The organism is Vibrio chagasii (assembly GCF_024347355.1).
In the GTDB taxonomy this organism is placed as follows: Bacteria; Pseudomonadota; Gammaproteobacteria; order Enterobacterales; family Vibrionaceae; genus Vibrio; species Vibrio chagasii.
In genome coordinates this window covers 554,609-578,054 of record NZ_AP025465.1, presented here as the reverse complement: position 1 = coordinate 578,054, position 23,446 = coordinate 554,609, and the positions used below count along the sequence as shown (strand labels likewise).

General features: G+C 44.5%; 21 protein-coding genes. 4 read left to right on the top strand and 17 right to left on the bottom strand.

Annotated features, from left to right (window positions below; genetic code table 11):
- Positions 1–29 precede the first annotated feature (29 nt).
- The 5 genes from fkpB to murJ all read right to left on the bottom strand — a co-directional run bounded on the left by fkpB (position 30) and on the right by murJ (position 6,754).
- Positions 30–461, bottom strand: a complete 432-nt coding sequence (gene fkpB, locus OCV52_RS02540; RefSeq protein ID WP_004739519.1) for an FKBP-type peptidyl-prolyl cis-trans isomerase — start codon at positions 459–461, stop codon at positions 30–32.
- Positions 462–620: 159 nt separating this feature from the next.
- Entirely contained in the window at positions 621–1,121 is a 501-nt protein-coding gene (gene lspA, locus OCV52_RS02535; RefSeq protein ID WP_004739521.1) for a signal peptidase II, read from the bottom strand.
- A gap of 160 nt (positions 1,122–1,281) precedes the next feature.
- Positions 1,282–4,122 (bottom strand): isoleucine--tRNA ligase, encoded by a 2,841-nt coding sequence (gene ileS, locus OCV52_RS02530; RefSeq protein ID WP_137408513.1) that lies wholly within the window; start codon positions 4,120–4,122, stop codon positions 1,282–1,284.
- Between the two features lie 63 nt (positions 4,123–4,185).
- Positions 4,186–5,121 (bottom strand): bifunctional riboflavin kinase/FAD synthetase, encoded by a 936-nt coding sequence (gene ribF, locus OCV52_RS02525; RefSeq protein ID WP_137408512.1) that lies wholly within the window; start codon positions 5,119–5,121, stop codon positions 4,186–4,188.
- Between the two features lie 70 nt (positions 5,122–5,191).
- Positions 5,192–6,754 (bottom strand): murein biosynthesis integral membrane protein MurJ, encoded by a 1,563-nt coding sequence (gene murJ, locus OCV52_RS02520; protein WP_137408511.1) that lies wholly within the window; start codon positions 6,752–6,754, stop codon positions 5,192–5,194.
- Positions 6,755–7,005: 251 nt separating this feature from the next.
- Here murJ and rpsT point away from each other — a divergent pair, with 251 nt between their 5' ends.
- Positions 7,006–7,266, top strand: coding sequence for a 30S ribosomal protein S20 (gene rpsT / locus OCV52_RS02515; protein WP_004739529.1), 261 nt, complete (start codon positions 7,006–7,008; stop codon positions 7,264–7,266).
- Positions 7,267–7,545: 279 nt separating this feature from the next.
- On the opposite strand, the gene OCV52_RS02510 is transcribed toward rpsT, so the two are convergent.
- Both OCV52_RS02510 and nhaR read right to left on the bottom strand, forming a co-directional pair.
- The gene (locus OCV52_RS02510; protein WP_004739532.1) at positions 7,546–7,839 is read right to left on the bottom strand and encodes an ArsR/SmtB family transcription factor; all 294 of its coding nucleotides are present in this window, start codon (positions 7,837–7,839) and stop codon (positions 7,546–7,548) included.
- Between the two features lie 100 nt (positions 7,840–7,939).
- The gene (nhaR, locus tag OCV52_RS02505; RefSeq protein ID WP_137408510.1) at positions 7,940–8,830 is read right to left on the bottom strand and encodes a transcriptional activator NhaR; all 891 of its coding nucleotides are present in this window, start codon (positions 8,828–8,830) and stop codon (positions 7,940–7,942) included.
- A 390-nt stretch (positions 8,831–9,220) separates the two neighbouring features.
- Between nhaR and OCV52_RS02500 the strand changes: the two genes are divergently transcribed.
- Positions 9,221–10,366, top strand: a complete 1,146-nt coding sequence (locus OCV52_RS02500) for a Na/Pi symporter (protein WP_061033341.1) — start codon at positions 9,221–9,223, stop codon at positions 10,364–10,366.
- A gap of 84 nt (positions 10,367–10,450) precedes the next feature.
- On the top strand, positions 10,451–10,636 hold the full coding sequence (locus tag OCV52_RS02495; RefSeq protein ID WP_137408509.1) for a hypothetical protein: 186 nt from the start codon (positions 10,451–10,453) through the stop codon (positions 10,634–10,636).
- A gap of 129 nt (positions 10,637–10,765) precedes the next feature.
- Here the strand turns inward: OCV52_RS02495 and OCV52_RS02490 are convergent, their stop codons facing one another.
- The 6 genes from OCV52_RS02490 to rppH all read right to left on the bottom strand — a co-directional run bounded on the left by OCV52_RS02490 (position 10,766) and on the right by rppH (position 17,590).
- Positions 10,766–12,142: an IS4 family transposase gene (locus tag OCV52_RS02490; RefSeq protein WP_261900856.1), complete on the bottom strand. Its 1,377-nt coding sequence runs from the start codon at positions 12,140–12,142 to the stop codon at positions 10,766–10,768.
- 139 nt (positions 12,143–12,281) lie between these two features.
- On the bottom strand, positions 12,282–13,133 hold the full coding sequence (locus OCV52_RS02485) for a thymidylate synthase (protein WP_102425317.1): 852 nt from the start codon (positions 13,131–13,133) through the stop codon (positions 12,282–12,284).
- Between the two features lie 9 nt (positions 13,134–13,142).
- Positions 13,143–13,964, bottom strand: a complete 822-nt coding sequence (gene lgt / locus OCV52_RS02480) for a prolipoprotein diacylglyceryl transferase (protein WP_008221585.1) — start codon at positions 13,962–13,964, stop codon at positions 13,143–13,145.
- Between the two features lie 55 nt (positions 13,965–14,019).
- A complete protein-coding gene (locus OCV52_RS02475; protein WP_137408224.1) occupies positions 14,020–14,811 on the bottom strand; it encodes a sulfite exporter TauE/SafE family protein in 792 nt (263 codons plus the stop codon).
- Between the two features lie 8 nt (positions 14,812–14,819).
- On the bottom strand, positions 14,820–17,069 hold the full coding sequence (ptsP, locus tag OCV52_RS02470) for a phosphoenolpyruvate--protein phosphotransferase (protein WP_137408225.1): 2,250 nt from the start codon (positions 17,067–17,069) through the stop codon (positions 14,820–14,822).
- 2 nt (positions 17,070–17,071) lie between these two features.
- Positions 17,072–17,590, bottom strand: coding sequence for an RNA pyrophosphohydrolase (gene rppH / locus OCV52_RS02465; RefSeq protein ID WP_004739545.1), 519 nt, complete (start codon positions 17,588–17,590; stop codon positions 17,072–17,074).
- A 616-nt stretch (positions 17,591–18,206) separates the two neighbouring features.
- Here rppH and mutH point away from each other — a divergent pair.
- Positions 18,207–18,872 (top strand): DNA mismatch repair endonuclease MutH, encoded by a 666-nt coding sequence (gene mutH / locus OCV52_RS02460; protein WP_105059059.1) that lies wholly within the window; start codon positions 18,207–18,209, stop codon positions 18,870–18,872.
- 48 nt (positions 18,873–18,920) lie between these two features.
- On the opposite strand, the gene OCV52_RS02455 is transcribed toward mutH, so the two are convergent.
- The 4 genes from OCV52_RS02455 to lysS form a co-directional block, all read right to left on the bottom strand.
- Positions 18,921–19,232 carry a DUF6482 family protein gene (locus tag OCV52_RS02455; RefSeq protein WP_061033347.1) on the bottom strand — a complete coding sequence of 104 codons (312 nt, stop codon included), beginning with the start codon at positions 19,230–19,232 and terminating at the stop codon, positions 18,921–18,923.
- A gap of 204 nt (positions 19,233–19,436) precedes the next feature.
- Positions 19,437–19,688, bottom strand: a complete 252-nt coding sequence (locus OCV52_RS02450; protein WP_008224444.1) for a hypothetical protein — start codon at positions 19,686–19,688, stop codon at positions 19,437–19,439.
- Positions 19,689–20,275: 587 nt separating this feature from the next.
- On the bottom strand, positions 20,276–21,610 hold the full coding sequence (vpsR, locus tag OCV52_RS02445) for a cyclic-di-GMP-binding transcriptional regulator VpsR (protein ID WP_116870031.1): 1,335 nt from the start codon (positions 21,608–21,610) through the stop codon (positions 20,276–20,278).
- 270 nt (positions 21,611–21,880) lie between these two features.
- On the bottom strand, positions 21,881–23,398 hold the full coding sequence (gene lysS, locus OCV52_RS02440; RefSeq protein ID WP_061033349.1) for a lysine--tRNA ligase: 1,518 nt from the start codon (positions 23,396–23,398) through the stop codon (positions 21,881–21,883).
- Between the last annotated feature and the right edge of the window lie 48 nt (positions 23,399–23,446).

Sequence of the window (23,446 nt, the reverse complement as noted above, 5' to 3'; positions counted from 1 at the left end):
CTGGGTGACATCACAGCTGTAAGGTGATGTTAGTCGACAGCTAAGATATTGACGTCAAACGTAACATCTTGGCCTGCAAGTGGATGATTAAAATCAACCGTCACTGAATCGCCAGCGATCTCAGTGATAATACCTGGGATTTCCATACCGTCAGGGCCAGAAAATGCCATGATAGTGCCCACTTCAACCTCAGAGTCACCAACAAATTTAGCACGATCCATATGGTGGATATGATCTGGGTTAGGCATACCAAACGCATCTTCCGCTTTTAGGTCGATAGACTTTTCAGTACCTGCTTCAAGCCCAAGTAAGCACGCTTCAAAGTTCTCGCTTAGGCTACCATCGCCCATCACGAACTTCGCAGGTTTGCCCATATTTTCGGTACTATCGGCAACTGAACCATCCTTCATCTTAATCGTAAAATGTAGGGTTACTGCTGAATCATTTTTAATTGCTGCCACGTTACTTTCCTTAGACTTCTTTATTATTTGAGGATGCATTTTGCTTTGCTTCCTTGTTGACTGAAGCATAAAAAAAAGCGCCACCGGAATCAACCGACAGCGCTTAGGGCTATTCTATTCTGTGAGTCATAGACTGACTTTAGAGCATCTATTGAAAAGCTATTTGCTCTCGTCTTTCTTACGGAAACCATCTAGGATGATCATCGCGGCACCAATACAAATACCCATATCGGCTAAGTTGAATGCTGGCCAGTGGTAAGTGCCCCAGTAGAAATCTAAGTAATCGACAACAAAGCCATGTACGACACGGTCAAATACATTACCTACCGCACCACCAATGATGATGGCATAAGCGATGTTGTTCCACTTTTCTGTCGCTGGTAGTTTGCTCATCCAATACGTCAGCATGCCCGTTACAGCAAAGGCAATACCGGTAAATAACCAACGCTGCCAACCACTTTGATCACTCAAGAAGCTGAATGCGGCGCCGTAGTTATGAACGTACAAAAAGTTAAAGAACGGCAACACCTCAATACGGTTTGCCCAGCCATAACCCATATTGTCCATGACAAAGAGTTTGATGCCGATGTCTGCAAGAAAAACCAGCAGAGCTAACCATAACCAACGTACACCAGATTGTTTTAACGAAACTTCACTCATTTCTATTCCTAGTATTTACGAAGCGATTCCTCATTCGCATACTCGCTTTGAGTCGCCATTAAAAATCAGCTTGGTTAAACACATTTCCTATAACTAAAAATAACCCCAGTTGATACTGGGGCTATGATTTTTACAAAAAGTTCAGTCTTTCTCTGAGTCGTTATGCGAACTTACGCACTTCGCCTTCACCATCAACGTTTGATACACAACGGCCACAGATCTTCTCGTGTCCTTCAATTGTGCCTACGTCTGGTGTGTGGTGCCAACAACGGTCACACTTCTCAGCTTCTGTTGCTGCAACTTCAACGAATAGACCTTCAACGTCTGTCGCTTGAGCTGCATCAGACTTCTCGCTCAGTGGCTTAACAACCGCAGCAGAAGTGATAAGCACGAAACGTAGCTCATCTTCTAGCTTGTTGATCTTAGCCGCCAGTGCGTCGTCAGCGTACAGAGTTACTTCAGCTTGCAGTGCACCACCGATTGTTTTCTCTTTACGAGCGTCTTCAAGAAGCTTGTTCACAGCACCACGAACCGTTTGGATTTCAGCCCAGAATTCGTTGCTTAGCTCTTCGCCTTCAGCAAGACCGAATAGGCCTTCGAACCATTCGCCAGTAAACACGAACTTGTCACGAGCGCCAGGCATCTCGTTCCAGATTTCATCTGCAGTGAACGACATGATAGGTGCCATCCAACGAACTAGAGCTTCTACAATGTAGTAAAGCGCAGTCTGACAGCTACGTTGAGCATGGCTGCCCTGTTTTGCAGTGTACTGACGGTCTTTGATTACGTCTAGGTAGAAAGAACCCATTTCGATAGAACAGAACTGCATTAGACGCTGAGTTACACCGTGAGTGTTGTACTCACCGTATGCTTTCACGATCTCTTCTTGTGCAGCTTGTGCACGGCCAACAGCCCAGCGATCAAGTGCAACCATTTCTTCAGCAGGCACTAGGTCAGTTTCAGGGTTGAAACCGCTTAGGTTCGCTAGGAAGAAACGAGCAGTGTTACGAATACGACGGTAAGCATCAGCAGAACGCTTCAGGATTTCATCAGAAACCGCAACTTCACCAGTGTAGTCTGTAGAAGCAACCCATAGACGTAGGATATCTGCGCCTAGTTTGTTAGTTACATCTTTAGGAGCAACAACGTTACCGATAGATTTAGACATCTTACGGCCGTTACCATCTACTACGAAACCGTGCGTTAGCACTTGCTTGTATGGTGCTTCGTCCTTCATCGCGATAGATGAAATTAGAGAAGACTGGAACCAACCACGGTGTTGGTCAGAACCTTCAAGGTAAAGGTCAGCACTGTTGCCGTTGTACTCTTCACGAGAATCAACAACAGAGAAGTGCGTAACACCTGAATCGAACCATACGTCTAGTGTATCTAACACTTTTTCGTACTTGTCTGCGTCTTCAGCGCCCATTAGGTCTGCTGCGTCTACATCCCACCAAGCTTGAATGCCTTTCTCTTCAACTAGCTTCGCTACTTTTTCGATTAGCTCAGAGCTATCTGGGTGAAGTTCTGACGTTTCTTTATGAACGAACAGAGCAATTGGCACACCCCAAGTACGTTGACGAGAGATACACCACTCAGGACGACCTTCGATCATACCTTCGATACGGCTTTGACCCCACTCAGGCATCCACTCAACATTCTTCGTTGACTCTAGTGCTTTTGCACGTAGGCCAGCTTGATCCATAGAGATGAACCACTGTGGCGTTGCACGGAAGATGATTGGAGTTTTGTGTCTCCAACAGTGTGGGTAGCTGTGCTCGTAAGCGTGGTGATGCAGAAGTGCACCTTTCTCTTTTAGAACTTCTAAAACAGAGTCGTTCGCTTTGAATACGTGCTGACCAGCAAATAGCTCGGTATCTGGCAGGTAAACGCCGTTAGAGCCTACTGGGTTAGCGATTTCTAGGTTGTATTTCTTACCAACCACGAAATCCTCTTGACCGTGACCAGGAGCAGTGTGAACCACACCAGTACCTGAATCAGTCGTAACGTGATCACCTAAGATCGCAGGAACTGTGAAGTCGTAGAACGGGTGGTTGAACTGAGAAAGCTCAAGATCAGCACCAGTTGCAAAACCTAGGTTATGGAAGTGCTCGATACCCGCACGATCCATTACGTCTTTTGCTAGTTCAGAAGCAACAACGATACGTTGAGCTGGCTGGTCGCCATTCGCTTCAACTTGGATAAGTACGTATTCAAGATCATCACGTAGACATACTGCGCGGTTAGCTGGCAGAGTCCATGGTGTTGTTGTCCAGATAACGATAGAGATTTCGCCTTGACCAGCGTGGCCGTCAGCTAGAGAGAATTTATCTAGAAGCGCCGCTTCGTCAGCTGCAGTAAATTTCACATCGATAGATGGAGATACTTTATCTTTGTATTCAACTTCAGCTTCAGCCAGAGCAGAACCACAGTCAGTACACCAGTGAACAGGTTTGAAACCTTTCAGTAGGTGACCTTTGTCTGCGATTTTACCTAGAGAACGAATGATGTTCGCTTCTGTACCGAAATCCATAGTGCGGTAAGGTTTGCCCCACTCGCCCATGATGCCAAGACGTTTGAAGCTCTCTTTTTGACCTTCAACTTGGCCCGCAGCGTACTTACGACACTCTTCGCGGAATTCAGCAGCCGAAATCTTCTGACCTGGCTTACCTTTCTTCTTCTCAACCATTAGTTCGATTGGAAGACCGTGACAGTCCCAACCAGGGATGTACGGTGCATCAAAACCAGAAAGGGTCTTAGATTTAATAATAATGTCTTTAAGAATCTTATTCAGCGCGTGGCCAATGTGAATGTCGCCGTTCGCGTATGGAGGGCCATCATGCAGTACGAAAGATTTTTTACCTTTCTTTGCCTTACGGATTTCGCCGTAAAGATCTTCTTTGTACCAACGCTTAAGCATTTCTGGCTCACGATTTGCCAGATTGCCGCGCATTGGGAACCCTGTTTCTGGTAAGTTCAGGGTATCTTTATAATCACTCATCGATTCTTAATTCCGTTATATTGGGCGAAGTTAGACATTATGTTAATCGGTGGAATAATCCGATTAATTCTTTAGCTGAAGCAGCCACACCCTTGCGGCTTCAGCATCCAATTCTATTTGATTCTTTAATGCGTCGAACGATTCAAATTTTATCTCGTCGCGCAGTTTGTGCAAAAGTCGTACTTCTAACTGTTTACCATACAAATTGGCTTTAAAGTCAAAAAAGTGCACTTCTAATTGCTGCCTTACACCATTCACCGTTGGTCGTTGTCCAATATTAGCAACGCCACCGACAGGAACCCCGTCGATATCCAATGCTTCAACAACGTACACTCCCGACACAGGAGACACACAACGCTTTAATGGAATGTTAGCGGTAGGGAAACCTATGGTTCTCCCCAGTTTTCGACCATGGGACACACGACCACTAATGCTGTAATCACGTCCTAACATGGTAGCACTTGCAGCCAAGTCATCGACCGCTAATGCATTTCGTATCTCAGTACTGCTCACTCGTAATTGGTTTAAGCAATAACTTTGGGTGCTTACCACCTCAAAGCCATACTTTTCACCCGCTTCTTTAAGCATAGCGAAATTGCCAGTGCGGCCTTTGCCAAAACAAAAATCATCACCAACCACCAAAAACTTCACGCCAAGCTTATCAACCAAAAGATCTTTAATGAATGCTTCCGCCGATAAACTTGCAAAGTACTGATTAAAATTGACACACAATAAACGACTGATATCTAGCTTGCTCAGTTGTACGTACTTATCGCGTAAGCGAGTTAAACGTGCCGGCGCTTTATCTCGGGCAAACAGCTCCATAGGCTGCGGTTCAAACGTCATAACAACAGAAGGTAAACCTAATGCTGCCGCTTGTTCAGAAACCTGACTAAGAACCTCTTGATGTCCTAGATGAACACCATCGAAGTTACCTATGGTCAATACACAGCCGTGATGCTGCGCTTTAATATTGTGTATACCTCGGATCAGTTCCATTATGATCAGCTAAAACCTGTTATTTGCATCATTCATTGTGTGAAACCGACGGATTATATACTAATCAGTATTAATCTGTCGCTGCTTTTAAATGTTTTACTCGGATACCGAAAACCAGTACCGAAACAATATAAACAAAGCCACCAAGTCCAATCAAGCCTGTTAGCATCAGCGCTCTCTGACTAAAGCTCCATTCAAGCCATTGTTGCATATTATCTAACTGCCACAGAATTGCCGCGACCATCACGCCACCAGAGACAATTAACTTCGCGCAGAACAGCAAAGTGGTCTTTGTCAGCTTATAGACACCAGCAAGGTGTAAACCGCGATATAACAAGGCCATATTTACAAAGGCTGACAGAGCGGTTGCAATTGCCAAACCTATATAGCCATAGAAATAAGCAAAGATAGCGTTAAATACCATGTTCGTGACCATCGCGATAATGCCGTACTTCACTGGGGTTTTCGTATCTTGACGAGAGTAATAACCCGGAGCCAATACTTTAATCAACATGAAGTTAAGCAAGCCAGAGGCGTACGCTACTAAAGACATTGATGCTTGTTGCACGTCGTGTGGAGAGAACTCACCACGCATGAATAGCACCATTAGCATTGGTTTCGCTAAAACAATAAGGCCCAACATCGCAGGAATGCCAAGCAGTAGCACCATACGCACGCCCCAGTCCATGGTGTGTGCAAACCCTTCTCCTTGAGCATCAACGTGCTTACGAGACAAAGCAGGAAGAATCACAGTCGCAATCGCAATACCAAATAGACCCAGTGGGAATTCAAGCAATCGATCTGAGTAGTACAACCAACTAATAGAGCCTGTCGCTAGGAAGCTGGCAATGAAGGTATCAAACAGTAGGTTGATTTGGCTAACTGACACACCAAACAGAGCTGGAATCATTAATGTGCGAATCTTAACGACGCCCGGATCTCTCCAGCCCCACTTCGGCTTAACCAACACACCTGCTTTAATAAGGAAAGGCATCTGGAAAAGGAACTGAACTAAGCCACCAAGAAACACACCGATCGCCAAGCCGATTTCTGGCTGTTCTAAGTTCGGAGAGATAAACCACGCTGCACCGATGATCATGACATTCAAAAACACAGGGGTAAAAGAGGAGACCGCAAACTTACCCAGTGTATTGAGAATGGCACCAGATAACGCGACAAAAGTGATGAACCATAAATAAGGGAAGGTAATCTTGAGCATAAAGCTCGCGAGTTCGAACTTAGGCGCCGCTGGGCCATCATTTAGCCAGTCGATAAACCAACCCGCACCAAACAGCGCGGTAATTGCTCCAGAGCCCAGCACACCGATAACGGTAACAATAGACACTAATACCCCGAGCGTACCTGACACCTTAGCGATTAAATCTCGGGTTTTCTCTTTATCACCAGCCGCGTGATATTCCGTTAATACTGGAACAAACGCTTGAGAAAAGGCACCTTCTGCAAACAGTCGACGTAAGAAATTCGGGATTTTATTAGCGAAGAAAAATACGTCGGCACTCGCTCCTGCTCCCATCAAATTTGCTACTACTACATCACGTACTAGCCCCAATACACGGGAAACAAAAGTCATTGCACTGACAATCAGGCCTGACTTTAATAGTCGTTTACTCACAGAAACCTCTGACACTGGTTGATTACTTTCAAGGGAGGATAAATACTATCCTGTCCTAAGAAGCATATTTATTAGCATTGGTCTAAAAATGCTGTTAGAATCCCCGCCATCTTAACCGCGATGACCTTTCCATACCAAAGTTTGTTTGGCTACGATTGGTTTTTGCACAAATCATTTGACAATTAAGCGCTAATGAGGGATAGTCCTCGCCCTTAAATTGTCACCGAACTAAGTTTTTGGGAGTTAGACCCTTGGCAAACAGTAAATCTGCTAAGAAGCGCGCTATCCAAGCTGAGAAACGTCGCCAGCACAACGCTAGCCGTCGTTCTATGATGCGCACTTACATGAAAAAGACTATCGCAGCTATCGCAGCTGGTGATAAAGAAGCTGCAACTGCTGCTCTTGTAGAAGTTACACCACTTCTTGACCGTATGGCGACTAAAGGCCTTATTCATAAGAATAAAGCTGCACGTCATAAGTCTCGTTTCGCTGCTGCAATCAAAGCTCTTTAATAGAAATTTGATTACAACGCAAAACGAAAAAAACCGGCTTAGGCCGGTTTTTTTATATCTAAATTTTGAGCAGCCCAATTAAACGACTGACAGGCAGTAGTTAAAGGTGACTAACAAACCAAGTTACGAATAGGAAATAAAACAGATAGGAGTTAAATAGATAGGTTGTAGATAAATAGATAGTGAATAGACAGCGATAAACGTTCGACGTGAAATACTGACACTTCCTTGTGTCGACCTTATTCCTGATAAGAAACTACTTTTCTTACCAACAATAAACTACTTGCAATATAGACCATGCAGTAGATTAATCATTGCTTTTACTTCTTCACTGCTCAATGTGTAATACACGGTTTGAGCTTCTTTGCGAGTATCGACCAAACCATCTCTTCTCAACCAAGCAAGATGTTGAGATAAAGCCGATTGACTCAGTTCCAACTTGCCACACAACTCCCCAACCGACAGCTCAGTACCATGTAAAAGGCACAAAATCTGTAAGCGACGTTCGTTGGCCATGGCTTTGAGTAGAATCACAGCTTGTGCTGAGTTCTTCTCCATCTCTTTTAAGTTCATAGTTTGGCTCCCTACAACCTTTACGCCAACTACGGGCTATCAGTATTTACGGCATATTGCGGAGTTATCATAGTCGATATCAATTCATTAACAAACTACCTCATTCGAACAATTTGCTAAAATCTGCGTCACATACATTTTTTACTGCTGGATGCTGGATCATCCTCTCAGCAAAAATGACGTAGTACTCCTCTTTTAACTCTTCAATACCACCTAAGAGCTGCAATGAAGTGTCTTGTTCTACTTCTGACATATAAAGCGTTGGCGCTAAGAAAATCGCGTCATGGTGATAGCGAGCGAACGCTTTCATCAATGCCGCGTCATCAAACTCTCCCAAAATATCTGGTTTAAGACCTTGGCGGTCAAACCATTGCAGTATCTTGCGCCCCATTGAGGTTCGACTGCCCGGGATCAGCAACTTCCTTTGTTCTAGTACAGCAGGGAAATTACCCCCTTTCACTTCACCTGAGCTGAAAAAGCTCATACCGCTCTCACCCAACTTCTTACTGAATAAGCCAGGGCTCTGGCTAGAGTCCACGGGGCAGTCAGACAAGATCATATCGAGCTTATGTTGAGAGAGCTGTTCAAGCAGCATTTCGTGAGTCGATTCAAAACAGCGAAGGTGGATACTGTTGTCTTCTGGAATTGTCGACATCAGGATCTTGCTAACGAGCCTTTTTGACAGTGCATCCGCAACACCGACATCAAACAGAATATTTGAGTGCTGACTGTAGTTCACGATGTCGAGCATTTCGTAGCTCAAACCAAACATACGATCCGCGTATTTGAACACCAACTGCCCAAGCTCTGTTGGCTCAACACTACGACCGTTGCGCTTAGTCAGCTTGCCGTCCATTCGCTCTTCTAATGCTTTTATCTGGCCAGTTACCGTTTGAGGTGTGAGAAATAGAGCTTCTGCTGCTTTAGTAACAGAGCCTTGCTTACAGACCATCCAGAAGTAATAAAGATGGTTATAGTTGAGGTGCGACATAGGTGTGCCGTAAATAAGAGAGTCGATTCCTTTTTATATCAAATATGACACCTCCGCTCAACAAACTCGGAAAAATCAATCACAAAACCATTTAACCACTAATTTTTTCGAAGTTTTTGGTTTCATAATGTAATATTAGGACGAATTTTCTCAATTTTTTTCTAACTTTTAAGATCTATATCACCCATCAAAACCAGCAACAAAAACATTCAAAAACAATAACTTAAAATAACCACATTTACTGTCAGAATATTTAAACAGTAAATCATCACAAAAAAGTCTCGCCTCAATCAAAATGTAATATTACTGAAATATTTCACCTCTAACATCACGCTCAGATTAAACAAACAGACCAAACACAGACTTAAACGGTCCTATGGAGAAAACATTATGAACCAAGCTACTACTGCAGCAGCGCCTATTTCGAGCACAACTCGTTGGCTACGCTGGGCTAACTTGGCATTCATGCTTTACCTACTATTACTTTCAGTTTCAATGGTTGGTACAGGCTTCAAATGGGCAACAGGCGAACAAGCAAAAGTTCTTTTTGAATTTGCTTCACACCCAGTTGCAGGCTTAATGATTGGTTTAGTTGCAACCGCACTTATTCAATCATCAAGTACAGTTACTTCAATTATCGTTGGCCTTGTGGCAGGTGGTTTACCTGTTGAGCTAGCAATCCCTATGATCATGGGTGCAAACATTGGTACGACAGTAACCAATACGCTAGTTAGCCTTGGTCACGTTCGTTGTAAAGAAGAGTTCAAACGCGCATTCGCAAGTGCGACGATTCACGACTTCTTTAACCTATTGGCTGTAGCTATCTTCCTACCGCTAGAGATGGCGTTTGGTATTCTAGAGAAGATTTCTCACTGGTTGGTATCTCCGATGCTAGCAACAGGTGATATGAGCATGAAGGGTCTTAACTTCATCAAACCAATCACTAAACCAGTAGTGAGCGCAATTAAAGAGCCTCTATCAACATTTGGCGACACGGTTGGCGGCATCATGCTTATCGCTCTAGGTATCGCAACTATCTTCGTAGCTATCACAGTTATGGGTAAGCTGATGAAGAGCCTAATGGTTGGTCGTGCTCGTGAGATTCTGAAGAACGCAATCGGTCGTGGTCCAATCCACGGTATCGCTTCTGGCTCTATCGTTACTATCCTTGTTCAGTCTTCTTCAACGACGACAAGCTTGATGGTTCCACTAGTAGGCTCAGGTGTTCTTAAAGTACGTGATGTTTACCCATTCACTCTAGGCGCAAACATCGGTACATGTATTACCGCTCTGCTAGCAGCAACAGCAGTATCTGGTGAGTTCGCAGTATTCGCACTACAGATTGCTCTAGTACACTTGGTGTTCAACATCATGGCAACGGTATTCATCTTCGGTATCCCGTTCCTACGTGAGCTACCAGTTAAAGCGGCAGACATGATTTCAGACATGGCTGTGAAGAACAAAGCTGTTGTTGCCGGTTACCTTGTTGCGGTATTCCTTGTACTGCCAGGCACAATCTTGTCTCTGACTGCTTAGTAGCAAAATACACATCGCTTATATCAAAGCCCGCAACCTAGGTTGCGGGCTTTTTCTTTTTTTAAGAGCAGATGTGAGATTCGAGTGAACGAGTGGCGAAGAGATAAAAACAAATGCGAGTGGCGAGCGAAGAACCAGAAGCAGATTAGAGGTACGGGTAAGCAAGTAACGAAAAACACGAACTGTGATAGCCGTAATTGGTATATCGCCGACTCAAACCTAGGTATGCTTTTCGTATTCCTAATCTCATTTACTCGTTTCTACTCTTAGCTCTTCGTATCCCTAGTCTCGTTTACTCGTATCTGCTCCTGATCTTCGCATATCGAGACCCGGTTACTCATCACTGCCCCTTAAATAAAAAAGGCTGCACAGTGGCCTGTCTCTTGATCACAAGTCTGGTTAATCAAGAGACTTGGCGAGTTCATACCCTTCAAGGATGGTTTGTAACCTAAGCCATCCTTGCCATAACGTCTTTATAGAAGCGCGACCTGTTCGCTTGGTATTCTTCCAACCACCTAACCGAGCAATACCGTTGTAAGCCCATGATATATTAGGCGCTTCTTTCGGTAGTTTTTTGCTCTCCAACTTGAGCCACATTAACTTCCACGCTTTGCCTTTTAATATCTGCTCACAACTGCTCTTAGATAACTCGTCTGATTCATTCATAAACCTCAACTGGAGTAACCGAGTCGCGATAAAAGCCAAAACGACGCTGAGCCTTTCTAAGTTATCCTTACTTTGCATTCTCAGTTGCTCAACTTCAGTCCCTTCACTTTTCCAGACTTTATGAAAATCTTCTATCAGCCAGCGCCGCTCATAATAACTGACGATTTTGAGTGCCTCTTCCTTGCTCGTTATCGGCTCTGAAGTCAGTAAGTGCCATGCGAGCTTATTACCACTCTCTCCTTGTTCTATACATCCCACGTAGTAAAGCGGAATGTTATCGAACTCTTTCTTGTTAGCAGGAGACTTGAGTGTCACGGGGGCATATTTGATATCTAAATGAGCCTTGCGAGCTTTACGACCGCCTTTTTGCGGTATTTCGAGCACTTTCTCTCCGGCTGATAACAGGGTAGAAGCATAGCTATAAAGACGATTATCGTGCTCTTCAATACAGCGGCTTTGCATTGAGCGAACGAGGAACCTTTGTTGTTGCTCTCGCTTGTAAGTGAGGTATTCAAATAGGTCGGCTTCTCTATCGCACACAGAAATGACATCCGAAATTTTATCGCCAAGTCGCTCAGCGACATGGCGAGAGGCTTGTTCCCACTTATAACTTTCTTTCTCTTTGTATGGTCGAGTCGCATGCTGGTGCCTTTGACCTCGCTTTTCTATATCACGAGTCCAGCGCTGTTGTTCAATTAAACCAATAACAGATTGAGTGTCGGGAGCAAAAAGTAAGGTTGAGTGTACAAACATGGCGCGATGTCGATTGCCTTGATTAGAGTGCCCGAGTTCATCTCGAATGCTGCGATGGGAGTAACTGAGAGAAGTGGTGTCTTTTAAGGCAAGAAGTGTTTGTTGCTCTAATGCTTCTTGTGCGGTGACATAAAAACCCGCTTCTGCGATATCTTCTGCTTTGATTTGCTCATTACGGATGAAGCGATAAGCCCCTTCCATTTCAGCAGGGGATATAATGAGTTTCGAGACGGGTACGCCAGGCTGCTCGGCCAGTGAGGCTGCGAGAGCAACGAGTCTTTGAGTGCGTCTAGGGTCATTAAGGTGGGCTTGACCGAACTGTTTTTGTGCCCAAAGGGTTGGCTCTATATAGGTCATGATAATCATCCTTGTCATTGCTTAGATGATCAGATCATGAAACCTAAAAATAGTTCAAAAAAAATCCCCAAGCGTGGCTTAGGGATTTGTGTATAAGAGACAGCCCAAAGGAGCCTTTCAATCAAACAAACGGATACGATTAAACCGAGAATGGGTACTTAATCGCTTCGTGGCACTCGTAACCTTCAACCCAGAAGTCATCCATTGTTACCCAAGTTTCTAAATCCTCTAGAGACTTAATCTCTGGGTTGATGTGGAATGTAGGGCCAGCTAGAGGCTCACGCTTTAGCTGAATATCACGCATTGGCGCCAGTTGATCTTCATAGATATGAGCGTTAACTAGCTTGTGGTAAGCCACACCCGCTTTTTTACCCGTGATTTGCGCCATGATAGCTAGGAACACGTATACTTGAACCATATTGAAGTTCAGGCCTAGTGGTACATCACAAGAGCGCTGAGTACTGTTTAGGTACAGCGTGTCACCAAGTAGTGAGAAGTGATGGCTGTACATACACGGACGCAAACATCCCATGTGGAACTCACCTGGGTTGTAGAAGTTTAAGATCTCACCACGGTCATCGATACCGTTCGTCAGGTCATCAACAATCTTCTTCAGTTGGTCGATATGACCACCATCAGGCTTTGCCCATGCTCGGCCTTGAACACCATAAACACGGCCCATGTCATCTTCACCCTTGCGGTAAGGGTTATTCAGCCATGCTTCATTCAGGTTCGAATTCGCATCCCAAGTTTTCGTTCCTAGCTTACGAAAATCTTCAGCGTTGTCGTAACCGCGAATGTAGCCAAGCAGTTCAGCAACTGCCGCTTTCCAAAAGCTCTTACGTGTAGTGACAAGCGGGAACTGGTTGTTACCAACATCATATTCAAGGTCAGCATTGATCACAGTTAGGCAGCGCTTGCCCGTGCGTTCATTTTCAATCCAAGTACCGTTATCAACGATACGCTGACAGAGATCTAAATACTGTTTCACACCAATTCCTTACTTCGTTTGTTGTGGTAATTCGTCTTTGTAGTGACCGCGCTTGTATGCCCATACCATCATCAGCGCACCGATGATTACCATTGGCAGTGATAGGATTTGTCCCATAGAGATAAACCCGCCGAACAAGCCTAAATGAGCATCTGGTTCACGTACGTATTCTACTAAGAAGCGGAATGTACCATATCCTGCAAGGAATAACCCTGATACAGAACCAAGAGGACGAGGCTTTTTAATAAACCAGTTCAAGATAAAGAACAGCACAATCCCTTCAAGCGCCATTTCATAAAGCTGAGATGGATGACGAGGAAGTGGACCACCATTCGGGAATACGATTGCCCATGGCACATCCGTAACACGGCCCCATAGCTCACTGTTCATGAAGTTACCTAGACGGCCCATGCCTAACCCAAATGGGACGAGTGGTGCAATCATGTCTGCAACGCCGAAGAAGGTGCGACCATTCTTTTTCGCATACCAGAACATTGCGGTGATAACACCCAGCAAGCCACCGTGGAAAGACATACCGCCAGTCCATACTTTAAATAGATAAAGTGGATCCGCTAAGAAAAGGTCAAAATTGTAGAACAACACGTAGCCAATACGACCACCAAGTACCACACCTAGAAAGCCAGCGAACAATAAGTCTGATACTTGCTCTCGAGTCCAACCGCTACCCGGCTGATCAGCTCGGCGATTTGCTAACCAAAGAGCAAACATAAAACCGACAAGGTACATTAGGCCGTACCAACGAACTGAGATTGGTCCTAGTTCAATAAGAACAGGATCGATATTTGGGAATTCAATAAAACCCTGAGACATACTTGGCTCTCTATCTAAATTGAATAACGGTTAGCTCAATCGCTAACGAAAGACACTACAGCAGCATGGTCGCTGCTATAAACATTAAAAATACCGCAAAGAACTTCTTAAGTACTGGTGTTGGTAATTGCGTAGCCAGTTTCGCCCCCACTCGTGTGGTTAGCACTGATGTGCACGATATCGCAACCAAGGCAGGCAGGTAGACATAACCGAGGCTAAACGCAGGCAACCCCTCGACAGACGAGCCATGCCAAATAAAGCCTAGCATTCCAGAGATAGCGATAACGAAACCACACACCGAAGACGAGCCCACTGCCTTGCGCATTTCCACACCATGATGGTTAAGGAAAGGTACAGACAACGACCCACCACCAATACCCGCTAAGCTTGAAACCAAACCAATGCCACCACCACATAACATGGTTGTCGCAGAGCCCGGCATCGCTTTTTGGCTCTTAGAGCGAATCGACAACAGCATCTGCAGTGCTAGCACTAACACAATCACACCAAAAACTTTAGGCAGGTATTGAGAAGGAATAACGTCAGCTACAAAAGAACCGAGAAAACCGCCAACCACAACCCCTGGCATTAACCATTTAACGACAAATATCTCGACGTTACCCAACTTTAAGTGGTTAATCGCAGACGATCCTGACGTAACAATAATGGTAGATAGCGAGGTCGCTAATGCCATTTGCATTGCAAACTCTTGAGGGATACTCGCTTTCGGGAGCAAGAACAGTAAGGCCGGAACCACCATCAACCCACCGCCAATACCCAGCAAGCCAGCTAAAACACCAACAACAGCACCAAGGCCTGCTAGCAAGCCTATAAGTTCATATGACACGTTAATTCCTATTTTTTACCTGCTCGAATGAAGCCTGTAAATTCACGCTCTTCGAAATAGTTCAGCATCATACTATAGATGTCACTGCCATACGGCTTTGAAAGTGCCTTATTTGCCAAATCCTGTAATTCGCTCAAGTTAGATTGGCGAATCAAATATTTGGTTCTAGCCACATTCGAGGTGTTCATACTTAACGTCTGATACCCCAACCCAAGCAGTAACAATGCGCCCATTGGATCACCGGCTAGCTCTCCACAAATACACACAGGTAATTGATATTGCTTACAAGTATCATGAATCTGTTTCAATGCCATGATCACTGCCGGGTGCATAGATTCATAGACATCAGAGACGCGGGAATTGTTCCGGTCAACGGCCAATAAATATTGGGTTAAGTCATTGGTGCCGACAGAGACAAAATCGACCTTGTCAGCAATCAGCGGTAGAAGATAGAGCATCGAAGGCACTTCAATCATGATACCGATACGCGGCATTCGTACTCGGTTATCAAGTTCATGCACTTCATCATAGGCTTGCTCAATCAACTGCAGGGCGTCATCCAACTCCTGAGCGCCCGAAATCATCGGTAGCAGAATGCTCAAGTTATGGCTTTCACAACTCGCACGCAACATGGCACGCAGTTGGATAATGAAGATATCAGGATGATCCAGCGTAAAACGGATACCACGCCAGCCAAGGAAGGGGTTGTCCTCTTCGATTGGGAAGTAAGGTAATGCCTTGTCACCACCAATATCGAGTGTACGCATCACCACCTGCTTATTTGGGTAGCTTGAAAGCACAGAACGATACTGCTTGAACTGTTCATCCTCTGATGGGAAACGTTGTTGCAATAAGAACGAGATTTCCGTTCGGTACAAACCAACGCCATCAACACCTTGGTTGATAGCAATATTGGTATCAGCGCTCAAACCTGCATTAAGTAGGATTTCGACCTGTTGGTCATCTTGGGTTTTCGCAGGTAGATACAGCTCGCGATTGACCATTGAGGAGAGCTCACTCTCTTCAAGAATCAGCCCGCGATACTCTTTGAGCAGGTTCTTGGTCGGCTCGATAAAGATCTCGCCACTATAACCATCGACGATGGCTTGCTTACCATTCGCTTGCTCGAGGTTAATGCTAACCCCCATCACCGAAGGAATACCAAGCGCGCGAGATAAAATAGCAGCGTGCGAGTTCGCCGCCCCTTCCAAAGAGAGCACTGCCAACAGCTTCTCTTTTGGAATCGACGCTAATACTGAAGCGGTTAACTCACGAACCACCAGAATAATCGGCTTATCTAAGGTACGTAGCTCATACTCAGAGTTATGAAGGAAGTACAACAGCCTTTGACCGAGTTCTCGAATATCCTGCGCCCTTTCACGCAAATACACATCCGACATACGAGCAAAGCGGTTGGAATAGCTCTCAACCACCTGTCTTAGTGCCCAGTCCGCTTTATCGCCTTTCTGAATCTGGCTTTTTAGATCCTTACGCAACATAGGATCGTTGAGTAAGTGCGTAAACAGGTCAAAGATCGCCAATGCGTCTTTATTGATTTCACTGTCTAAGCGCTTTCGCATGCGCTTGAAGTCATTGAGGGCATTCTCAACCGCCACTGCCAATAACTCTTGCTCGCGCTCGATATTGAGCGTCGAAGCAGGATACACATCCGTTAATTCAGGTTGGGTGTTGTCCCACCACAGATCACCAATCGCTACCCCAGATGAAGCAGCAATACCTTTGATGCCTGGCAGCTTTTGTTGTTCCAACAGCCAATGACCTTGAGTTTGAGCGTGCGCCACAATAACTGCAAGTTGAGCTGAGAGCGTAACGAGGAATGACTCTTCCATCTCACTGAATAAACGAGGTGTTTTTTGTTGAATAACCAATACGCCAAGCACTTGCTTGCGATGGATAATCGGAGTACCAAGAAAAGAGTGGTAAATGTTTTCTCCAAGTTCTGGAAAAAACTTATAAGCAGGGTGAGCAGACGCTTGTGCAAGGTTAATAGGTTCAGCACTTCGTTTCACGAGGCCAACTAAGCCTTCGTCGAAACCAATGTGAATACTATTACCTTCAAAGATCAGGCCTTGAGTTGCCATCAACTCAAGGCGCTGCATATCATTATTGGCTAAATACACGGTGCAACATTCCGTCTGCATCGCACTGCATGTCTCTTTAACTAGAATATCAAGTGCCGTCGATACATCTTCAACTCTTGATACGTGTTCAACTATTTCCCTTAGTTGACTGAGCATGCTTAACCTCTACGCAATTTGCGTTTTCCTTTTGTTTTTCGCTCTTTAAACGGCATTGCTAAAGATGCGAACTCTTTCATCGCTCGACGGTAAACATCTCGCTTAAAAGAAACTACTTGTCGAACTGGGTACCAGTAACTCACCCAACGCCAACCATCAAACTCAGGTGTACTCCCACGCTGCATATTGATACGCGATTCATCGCAATCTAAGCGTAAAAGGAACCACTTCTGTTTTTGTCCAATACAGACAGGTTTAGAATCCCACCGAACCAGTCGTTTGGGTAGCTTGTAGCGTAACCAATGACGACTTGTCGCGACGATCTTTACATCCTTTTTAGTAAGGCCAACCTCTTCATACAACTCACGGTACATTGCCTGTTCCGGAGTTTCACCTTCATCTATTCCCCCTTGAGGGAATTGCCATGAATGTTGCCCGTATCGTTTAGCCCAGAAGACCTGACCATGGTTGTTACAGATTACAATACCAACATTTAATCGGTAACCATCGCCATCTATCACTGGCCAACCTCTATCTAAATTTTTAATTACACTGATTTTTCCACATATCCCCAATTGGAGCAAACTTAGTGACGTGATAAGCGCTATATTTATGAATATTATCTGCAAATATGGATAAGTTTTGCTCAAATCCGAGTTACCCACACAATAGTGAGACCTAGACCACATTTATTCACCTTTTCTGTGAATAACTATGTGAAGAATTAGCCGCAATCGTTTTTTTTAATCCATAGATTCATCAACACTAAAACCAGCCCACTAGAAAAACAAAAACTTAAACATTAAAAATCAACACCTTAAAATAAAAATAAAAAATCAAAGCACAGTCAAAACTCAAAAGATCTTTTAAAAACACAAGCTGTTCAAAGATCAACCACCCCGGTGTTTATCCACACTACCAAGTGAAAGATTCATTTTACACCCCATTTGGCAAGCATTTTATCCACCAAAAACCCCTGTTTATTTATCCACTAAATTAATATTTCAATTAATTACCTTTATGTCCTGTGGATAACCCTAAGTTTGATCCCTTCTTCGACTAGGAGATCATTTCTTAACCAGTCGTCATTTGGTGATAACTTCTGATAAAATCATTTTTTTGATCATGCCTTTTATTATGAAACCAGAACCACAAACACAACAAGAGTTGTTAGACAGAGCTTACGCGATTGCCGGGATGACCTTCAAAGAGCTCGCTGATGAAGCAGAGATGGACATGCCAAACGATCTTAAGCGAGACAAAGGCTGGGTTGGGCAACTGTTAGAATGGCACTTAGGCGCACCTGCCGGCAGTAAACCAGAACAGGATTTCGCGAAGCTAGGCATCGAGCTAAAGAGTATTCCGATTGGCTATTCTGGTAAGCCACTTGAAACCACCTTTGTTTGTGTGGCGCCATTAATGGGAGTGCAAGGACTGACATGGGAAACCAGCCATGTTCGCAATAAACTGTCTAAAGTGTTGTGGATCCCTGTAGAAGGGGAAAGAGAAATCCCGCTGGCAGAACGTCACGTTGGATCACCACTACTATGGACACCAAGTGAAGCTGAGAACGAACTCCTAAAGAGAGACTGGGAAGAGTTGATGGAGTTGATCGTTTTAGGGAACGTTGAACAGATCACGGCAAGGCATGGAGAAGCCCTACACTTACGTCCAAAGGCCGCAAACAGTCGCGTGTTAACCGAAGCTTATGGAGCCAGTGGAAAGCCCATCAAGACCAAGCCTCGTGGGTTTTATTTGCGAACTCAATTTACTCACAACTTGCTGACGACGCATTACGCATAGCCCAATAAACATTAGTACGAAACAATATCAGTGAGTTACGTTCTTTGATCAATGAGGTTTCAACGCTAATTCGATATCACAGTAGCTTTGACTTGGCTCACTGCCAAATTCGTCATAAGCATTGTGCAAGCGAAGATAGGCCTTTTCAAACCCTAGCCGGAGTAACTCCTCTTTCACTTGATCCAAAGATCCAAAGTGAAGTGGCTCACCATCTTGTTTTACCGGCTCAAGCTTGTGTTTGTACTCCACAGCCAGCAGATATTCCGAGATATCGGAACAGCCAATAACGTACACTTTGGGGATTTGATACGAGTCTTTGTGCTCTCCATGTAGCCACATGTCTAACTGATGCTTTTGCATAACCGGCCTCCCTTGCTCTCTATAGCTTAGTAGAACTCTATTTCTTTACTAGGGCACGTTGATTTTTCTCGATTAAAAAAACAAAAAAGAGAAGCCAATGCTTCTCTTTTTTGTCCAGTTCTAGTTCAAAAGCGCTCACTTTTGACACCTAACTATCACCGTCAATGATTTAAGGGGTTGAAAGGTGCGATCAACCCCGAAAGATTACGTCGGTATTCGCGCGCTAAGAACACGACGAAGATGACGAACGCGACGTTCAATGGTGACAACTTCAGGCTCAGAGAAACCAATTGGACGACCATCGGCTTCAAGGCCAATATCTCTTAGCAAATGAGTGTTGTGCCAAGGTAGGTCTAGTGAACTACGACGTACTTTTCGCTGCCATTCCCGCTCTTCACGACGAAGATCGGCACGGATAAGGACTGTTGCTAATTTTAAATATACTGAGTGACGCATAATAACTCTCCAGTTGTTGAGTCAACTGAGGAAAAATAGCGTGTTAGATAGTATGAGGGCTTCTCACTTAGCTGCTATTTTTCCGCAGCCAAATAAGGATACGGATCTATTAGTTAGGTTTATCTTGGGTGTTTCGATCGGCCATGGCTGAGATTTGTGACATAACAGTCACCATGTCAGTACACGGATCAAACGACGCGCAAATGTGCTGTATAAAATCGAAATGTTTCATTTGCGCCTCCAAGCTAACTAAAAAATCCAAAAAGAAATGGGGAAGTAAAAGCAGACAAGTCTTTATTAAATCGTTGCTTTCACGGTTAAAGTCTAACCAAGTGAGTATATTATTCAACCGCTAATTGGTTAACATTTTTAAAACAATGCAATCGACTGAAATATCAGTTGCATATTCATTTACATATAACATATTCACTATGGTTATATAAAATCACAGCATATCTCTCTTAACGACTTAGAGTTCATCTCTCAGTTGTTCGAACATAAACGTAACGACTAGCAACAAAAAAAACCACGCATGATGCGTGGCTCTTAAATTTACACGAACAGATTGAATGACTTAGAAGAAAGTTCTACACCACTCCCTCAGAAATAAGGCTGTGTTTATTCAACAAACGGTACATGGTTGCCCGTGATACACCAAGTTCTTTAGCTGCCAGCGAAACCTGACCACCGTATGATTCCAAAACAATTAACAACGCATCGCGCTCTGAACGTTCACGAATACTCTTCAAGCTACGTCGTTCATCATTCTGTTTTGGTAAATCTAGTTGGTGATCTTCGATGATCACTGCATCCGACATCAACACAACACGCTTTATCTGATTCATCAATTCGCGAACATTGCCTGGCCAGTGGTAGCGATTCATCGAACGAATGGCATCGTCTGAAAAACTCTTAGCCTGAGCATTAAACTCTTTCGAATACTCTCGTAGGAAGTGATCAGCTAGTACGGAGATATCGCTTACACGCTCTTTCAGGCTCGGCACATGAATGCGCAGCACATTGATATAGTGATAAAGCTCTTCATTGAAGTCCCCTTCTATCAGTGCTTTCTCGATATCAGAGGAGTTCGCAGCCAGAATTCTCACATCAACAGACTTAGGTCCTTCTGCGGTCTCAATCTTGCCTTCTTGTAGAAAACGCAGCAGATTCAACTGTTGATTACGTGGCATCGCCAAAACATCATTGAGCAAGATGGTGCCACCATCGGCCTCTTCCAGCATACAAGGAGAAGACGTTGGTTGTGCTGATATTCCAAATACCTCAGCTTCTATTCTCATTTCAGACAAGGCACGGCAGTTCACCGTTAGAAATGGCTTTTGAGATCGTGAGGAGTTTTGATGAATAGAGCGTGCAATCGTCTCTTTGCCTGAGCCGCTCTCTCCATAAATCAGGATGCTGACATCGGTTGGACCAATACGCTTGACTTGATCTCTCAAGCGCTTCACAGCAACTGAGTCACCCAGTAAGCCCATATTGTTATTGATACCGTAATTTGGCCATACTTTCTGTTCTAACTTGAGCATTCCCAGCTGATGTCCAATCGTACTCAATAGCTGAGCATCAGGGATAGGTGCCGTGAAAAAGTCGATACAGAAGTTAACGATAAATTGGCAGATCGTATCAGAGCTTAATTGCGATTCACGGATAAAAGCGAGCCATCGTACTTGCTTATTGTTACTCACAAGGTTAGCAATACCATTAAGACTGAATTCATCATGGCTGAGATCGACAATACCAATACATGGGCCAATATCAGCAATCAAGGCATCCGCTTTTCGCAAGTCAGCACACTGGGTACACTGCCAACCCACTTGTTCTAATACAGATAACCAGGGTTCGTACGCACCACCAACGACGATAAGAGAACCTGGTAAGGAATCCATCTTAAATTGAGTTCCCATCCTTCTTCCTTATTCTATTTTTATTTAAATCAGACTAATACGACTCATCGCTTTTCGTTCGGCTAGATGCCACGAGATCGTATTCAGCGCAGAGACGTATAGTAGTGAGACTATCTTAGATTTTATGTCTCAATAGTAAGACTATGTCAGAAATAGTGATTTTTCGAATCAAGAGTGCGGTACAGACTAGGTTTTGAGCTCTAAAAATAGAAAAAGCCACCCGAAGGTGGCTTTTAAATTTTATTGGGTGTTACGACCCGTAAGCGAGAGTTACGCTTGTGGGCGCATTGCCGGGAACAAGATCACGTCACGGATTGTGTGCGTGTTTGTAAATAGCATTGCTAGACGGTCGATACCGATACCTTGACCCGCTGTTGGTGGTAAGCCGTGCTCTAGTGCTGTGATGTAGTCTGCATCGTAGTACATTGCTTCATCATCACCCGCGTCTTTCGCGTTAACTTGCGCTTTGAAACGCTCGTCTTGGTCTTGTGCATCGTTAAGCTCAGAGAAGCCGTTCGCTACTTCACGACCACCGATGAAGAACTCAAAACGGTCTGTGAAGAACGGGTTGTCATCGCTACGACGAGCTAGAGGAGAGATATCCGCTGGGTAGCCTGTGATGAACGTTGGTTGAATTAGCTGAGGCTCAGCCGTTTCACCAAAGATCTCTTCAAGAAGCTGACCACATGTCCAGAACGTTTCTACTTCAACGTGTACAGATTTCGCGATTGCTACCATCTTCTCACGGTCTTGTAGGTCTGCTTCTGTTAGTGCTTGAATCTCAGCATGCTCAGGGTTGTAGTGCTTGATCGCATCGAACATGCTCATACGCGCGTACTTGCCACCGAACTCAACTGTTTCGTCACCGTAAGGCATAGAAGTAGAACCAAGGACGTCCATAGCCGCTGTGCTTAGCATCTCTTCAGTTAGATCCATAAGGTCTTTGTAATCAGAGTACGCTTGGTAGAATTCCATCATTGTGAATTCTGGGTTATGACGTGGAGACAGACCTTCGTTACGGAAGTTACGGTTGATCTCGAATACACGATCAAAACCACCAACCACTAGACGCTTAAGGTAAAGCTCAGGTGCAACACGTAGGTACATGTCGATGTCTAATGCGTTGTGGTGAGTGATGAATGGACGTGCAGTCGCACCACCAGGGATCACGTGCATCATTGGCGTTTCAACTTCTAGGTAGCCTTTTGAGCTCATGAAGTTACGGATTGAAGAAACAAGCTTAGAACGCACGATGAATGCGTTGCGAGAATCTTCGTTCACGATTAGGTCAACGTAACGCTGACGGTAACGCATCTCTTGGTCAGTTAGACCGTGGAACTTCTCTGGTAGAGGACGAAGAGCTTTAGTCAGCAGTTCAAACTCTTCCATGTTCACGTAAAGATCGCCTTTACCTGACTTATGAAGTGCACCTTTAACACCGATGATGTCACCGATATCTAGGCCTTGGTACTTCTCTTTCAGTACTTTTTGTACGTCTTTCGCTGCGTATGCTTGGATACGACCAGAAGTTTCTTGAATCGCAAGGAATGGACCACGCTTCGCCATTACACGACCAGCGATCGCAACGATGTGGTTAAGCTCTTCTAGCTCTTCCTTAGTCTTCTCACCGAATTCCGCTTGAAGATCGCCAGCTAGGTGCTCACGGCGGAAATCATTTGGGTGACCATTTGCTTTGCAGCTTTGGCGGATGTGATCCAGCTTGCTACGGCGCTCAGCAATTAGTTTGTTTTCTTCTTGTACGTTTTCGTTTTGAACAGCATCAGTCATTGAGATGTACCCTGCTTTTATAATTTGAACAGCTATATTTTCGCAAAT

Coding starts and splice junctions, on each gene's coding strand:
- ribF (WP_137408512.1), bottom strand. CDS start 5,121: ATGGAACTGATCCGAGGTATACACAATATTAAAGCGCAGCATCACGGC.
- OCV52_RS02510 (WP_004739532.1), bottom strand. CDS start 7,839: ATGAACTTAAAAGAGATGGAGAAGAACTCAGCACAAGCTGTGATTCTA.
- OCV52_RS02490 (WP_261900856.1), bottom strand. CDS start 12,142: ATGACCTATATAGAGCCAACCCTTTGGGCACAAAAACAGTTCGGTCAA.
- ileS (WP_137408513.1), bottom strand. CDS start 4,122: ATGAGTGATTATAAAGATACCCTGAACTTACCAGAAACAGGGTTCCCA.
- lysS (WP_061033349.1), bottom strand. CDS start 23,398: ATGACTGATGCTGTTCAAAACGAAAACGTACAAGAAGAAAACAAACTA.
- OCV52_RS02500 (WP_061033341.1), top strand. CDS start 9,221: ATGAACCAAGCTACTACTGCAGCAGCGCCTATTTCGAGCACAACTCGT.
- OCV52_RS02450 (WP_008224444.1), bottom strand. CDS start 19,688: ATGCGTCACTCAGTATATTTAAAATTAGCAACAGTCCTTATCCGTGCC.
- OCV52_RS02455 (WP_061033347.1), bottom strand. CDS start 19,232: ATGCAAAAGCATCAGTTAGACATGTGGCTACATGGAGAGCACAAAGAC.
- nhaR (WP_137408510.1), bottom strand. CDS start 8,830: ATGTCGCACCTCAACTATAACCATCTTTATTACTTCTGGATGGTCTGT.
- mutH (WP_105059059.1), top strand. CDS start 18,207: ATGAAACCAGAACCACAAACACAACAAGAGTTGTTAGACAGAGCTTAC.
- lgt (WP_008221585.1), bottom strand. CDS start 13,964: ATGTCTCAGGGTTTTATTGAATTCCCAAATATCGATCCTGTTCTTATT.
- lspA (WP_004739521.1), bottom strand. CDS start 1,121: ATGAGTGAAGTTTCGTTAAAACAATCTGGTGTACGTTGGTTATGGTTA.
- vpsR (WP_116870031.1), bottom strand. CDS start 21,610: ATGGGAACTCAATTTAAGATGGATTCCTTACCAGGTTCTCTTATCGTC.
- ptsP (WP_137408225.1), bottom strand. CDS start 17,069: ATGCTCAGTCAACTAAGGGAAATAGTTGAACACGTATCAAGAGTTGAA.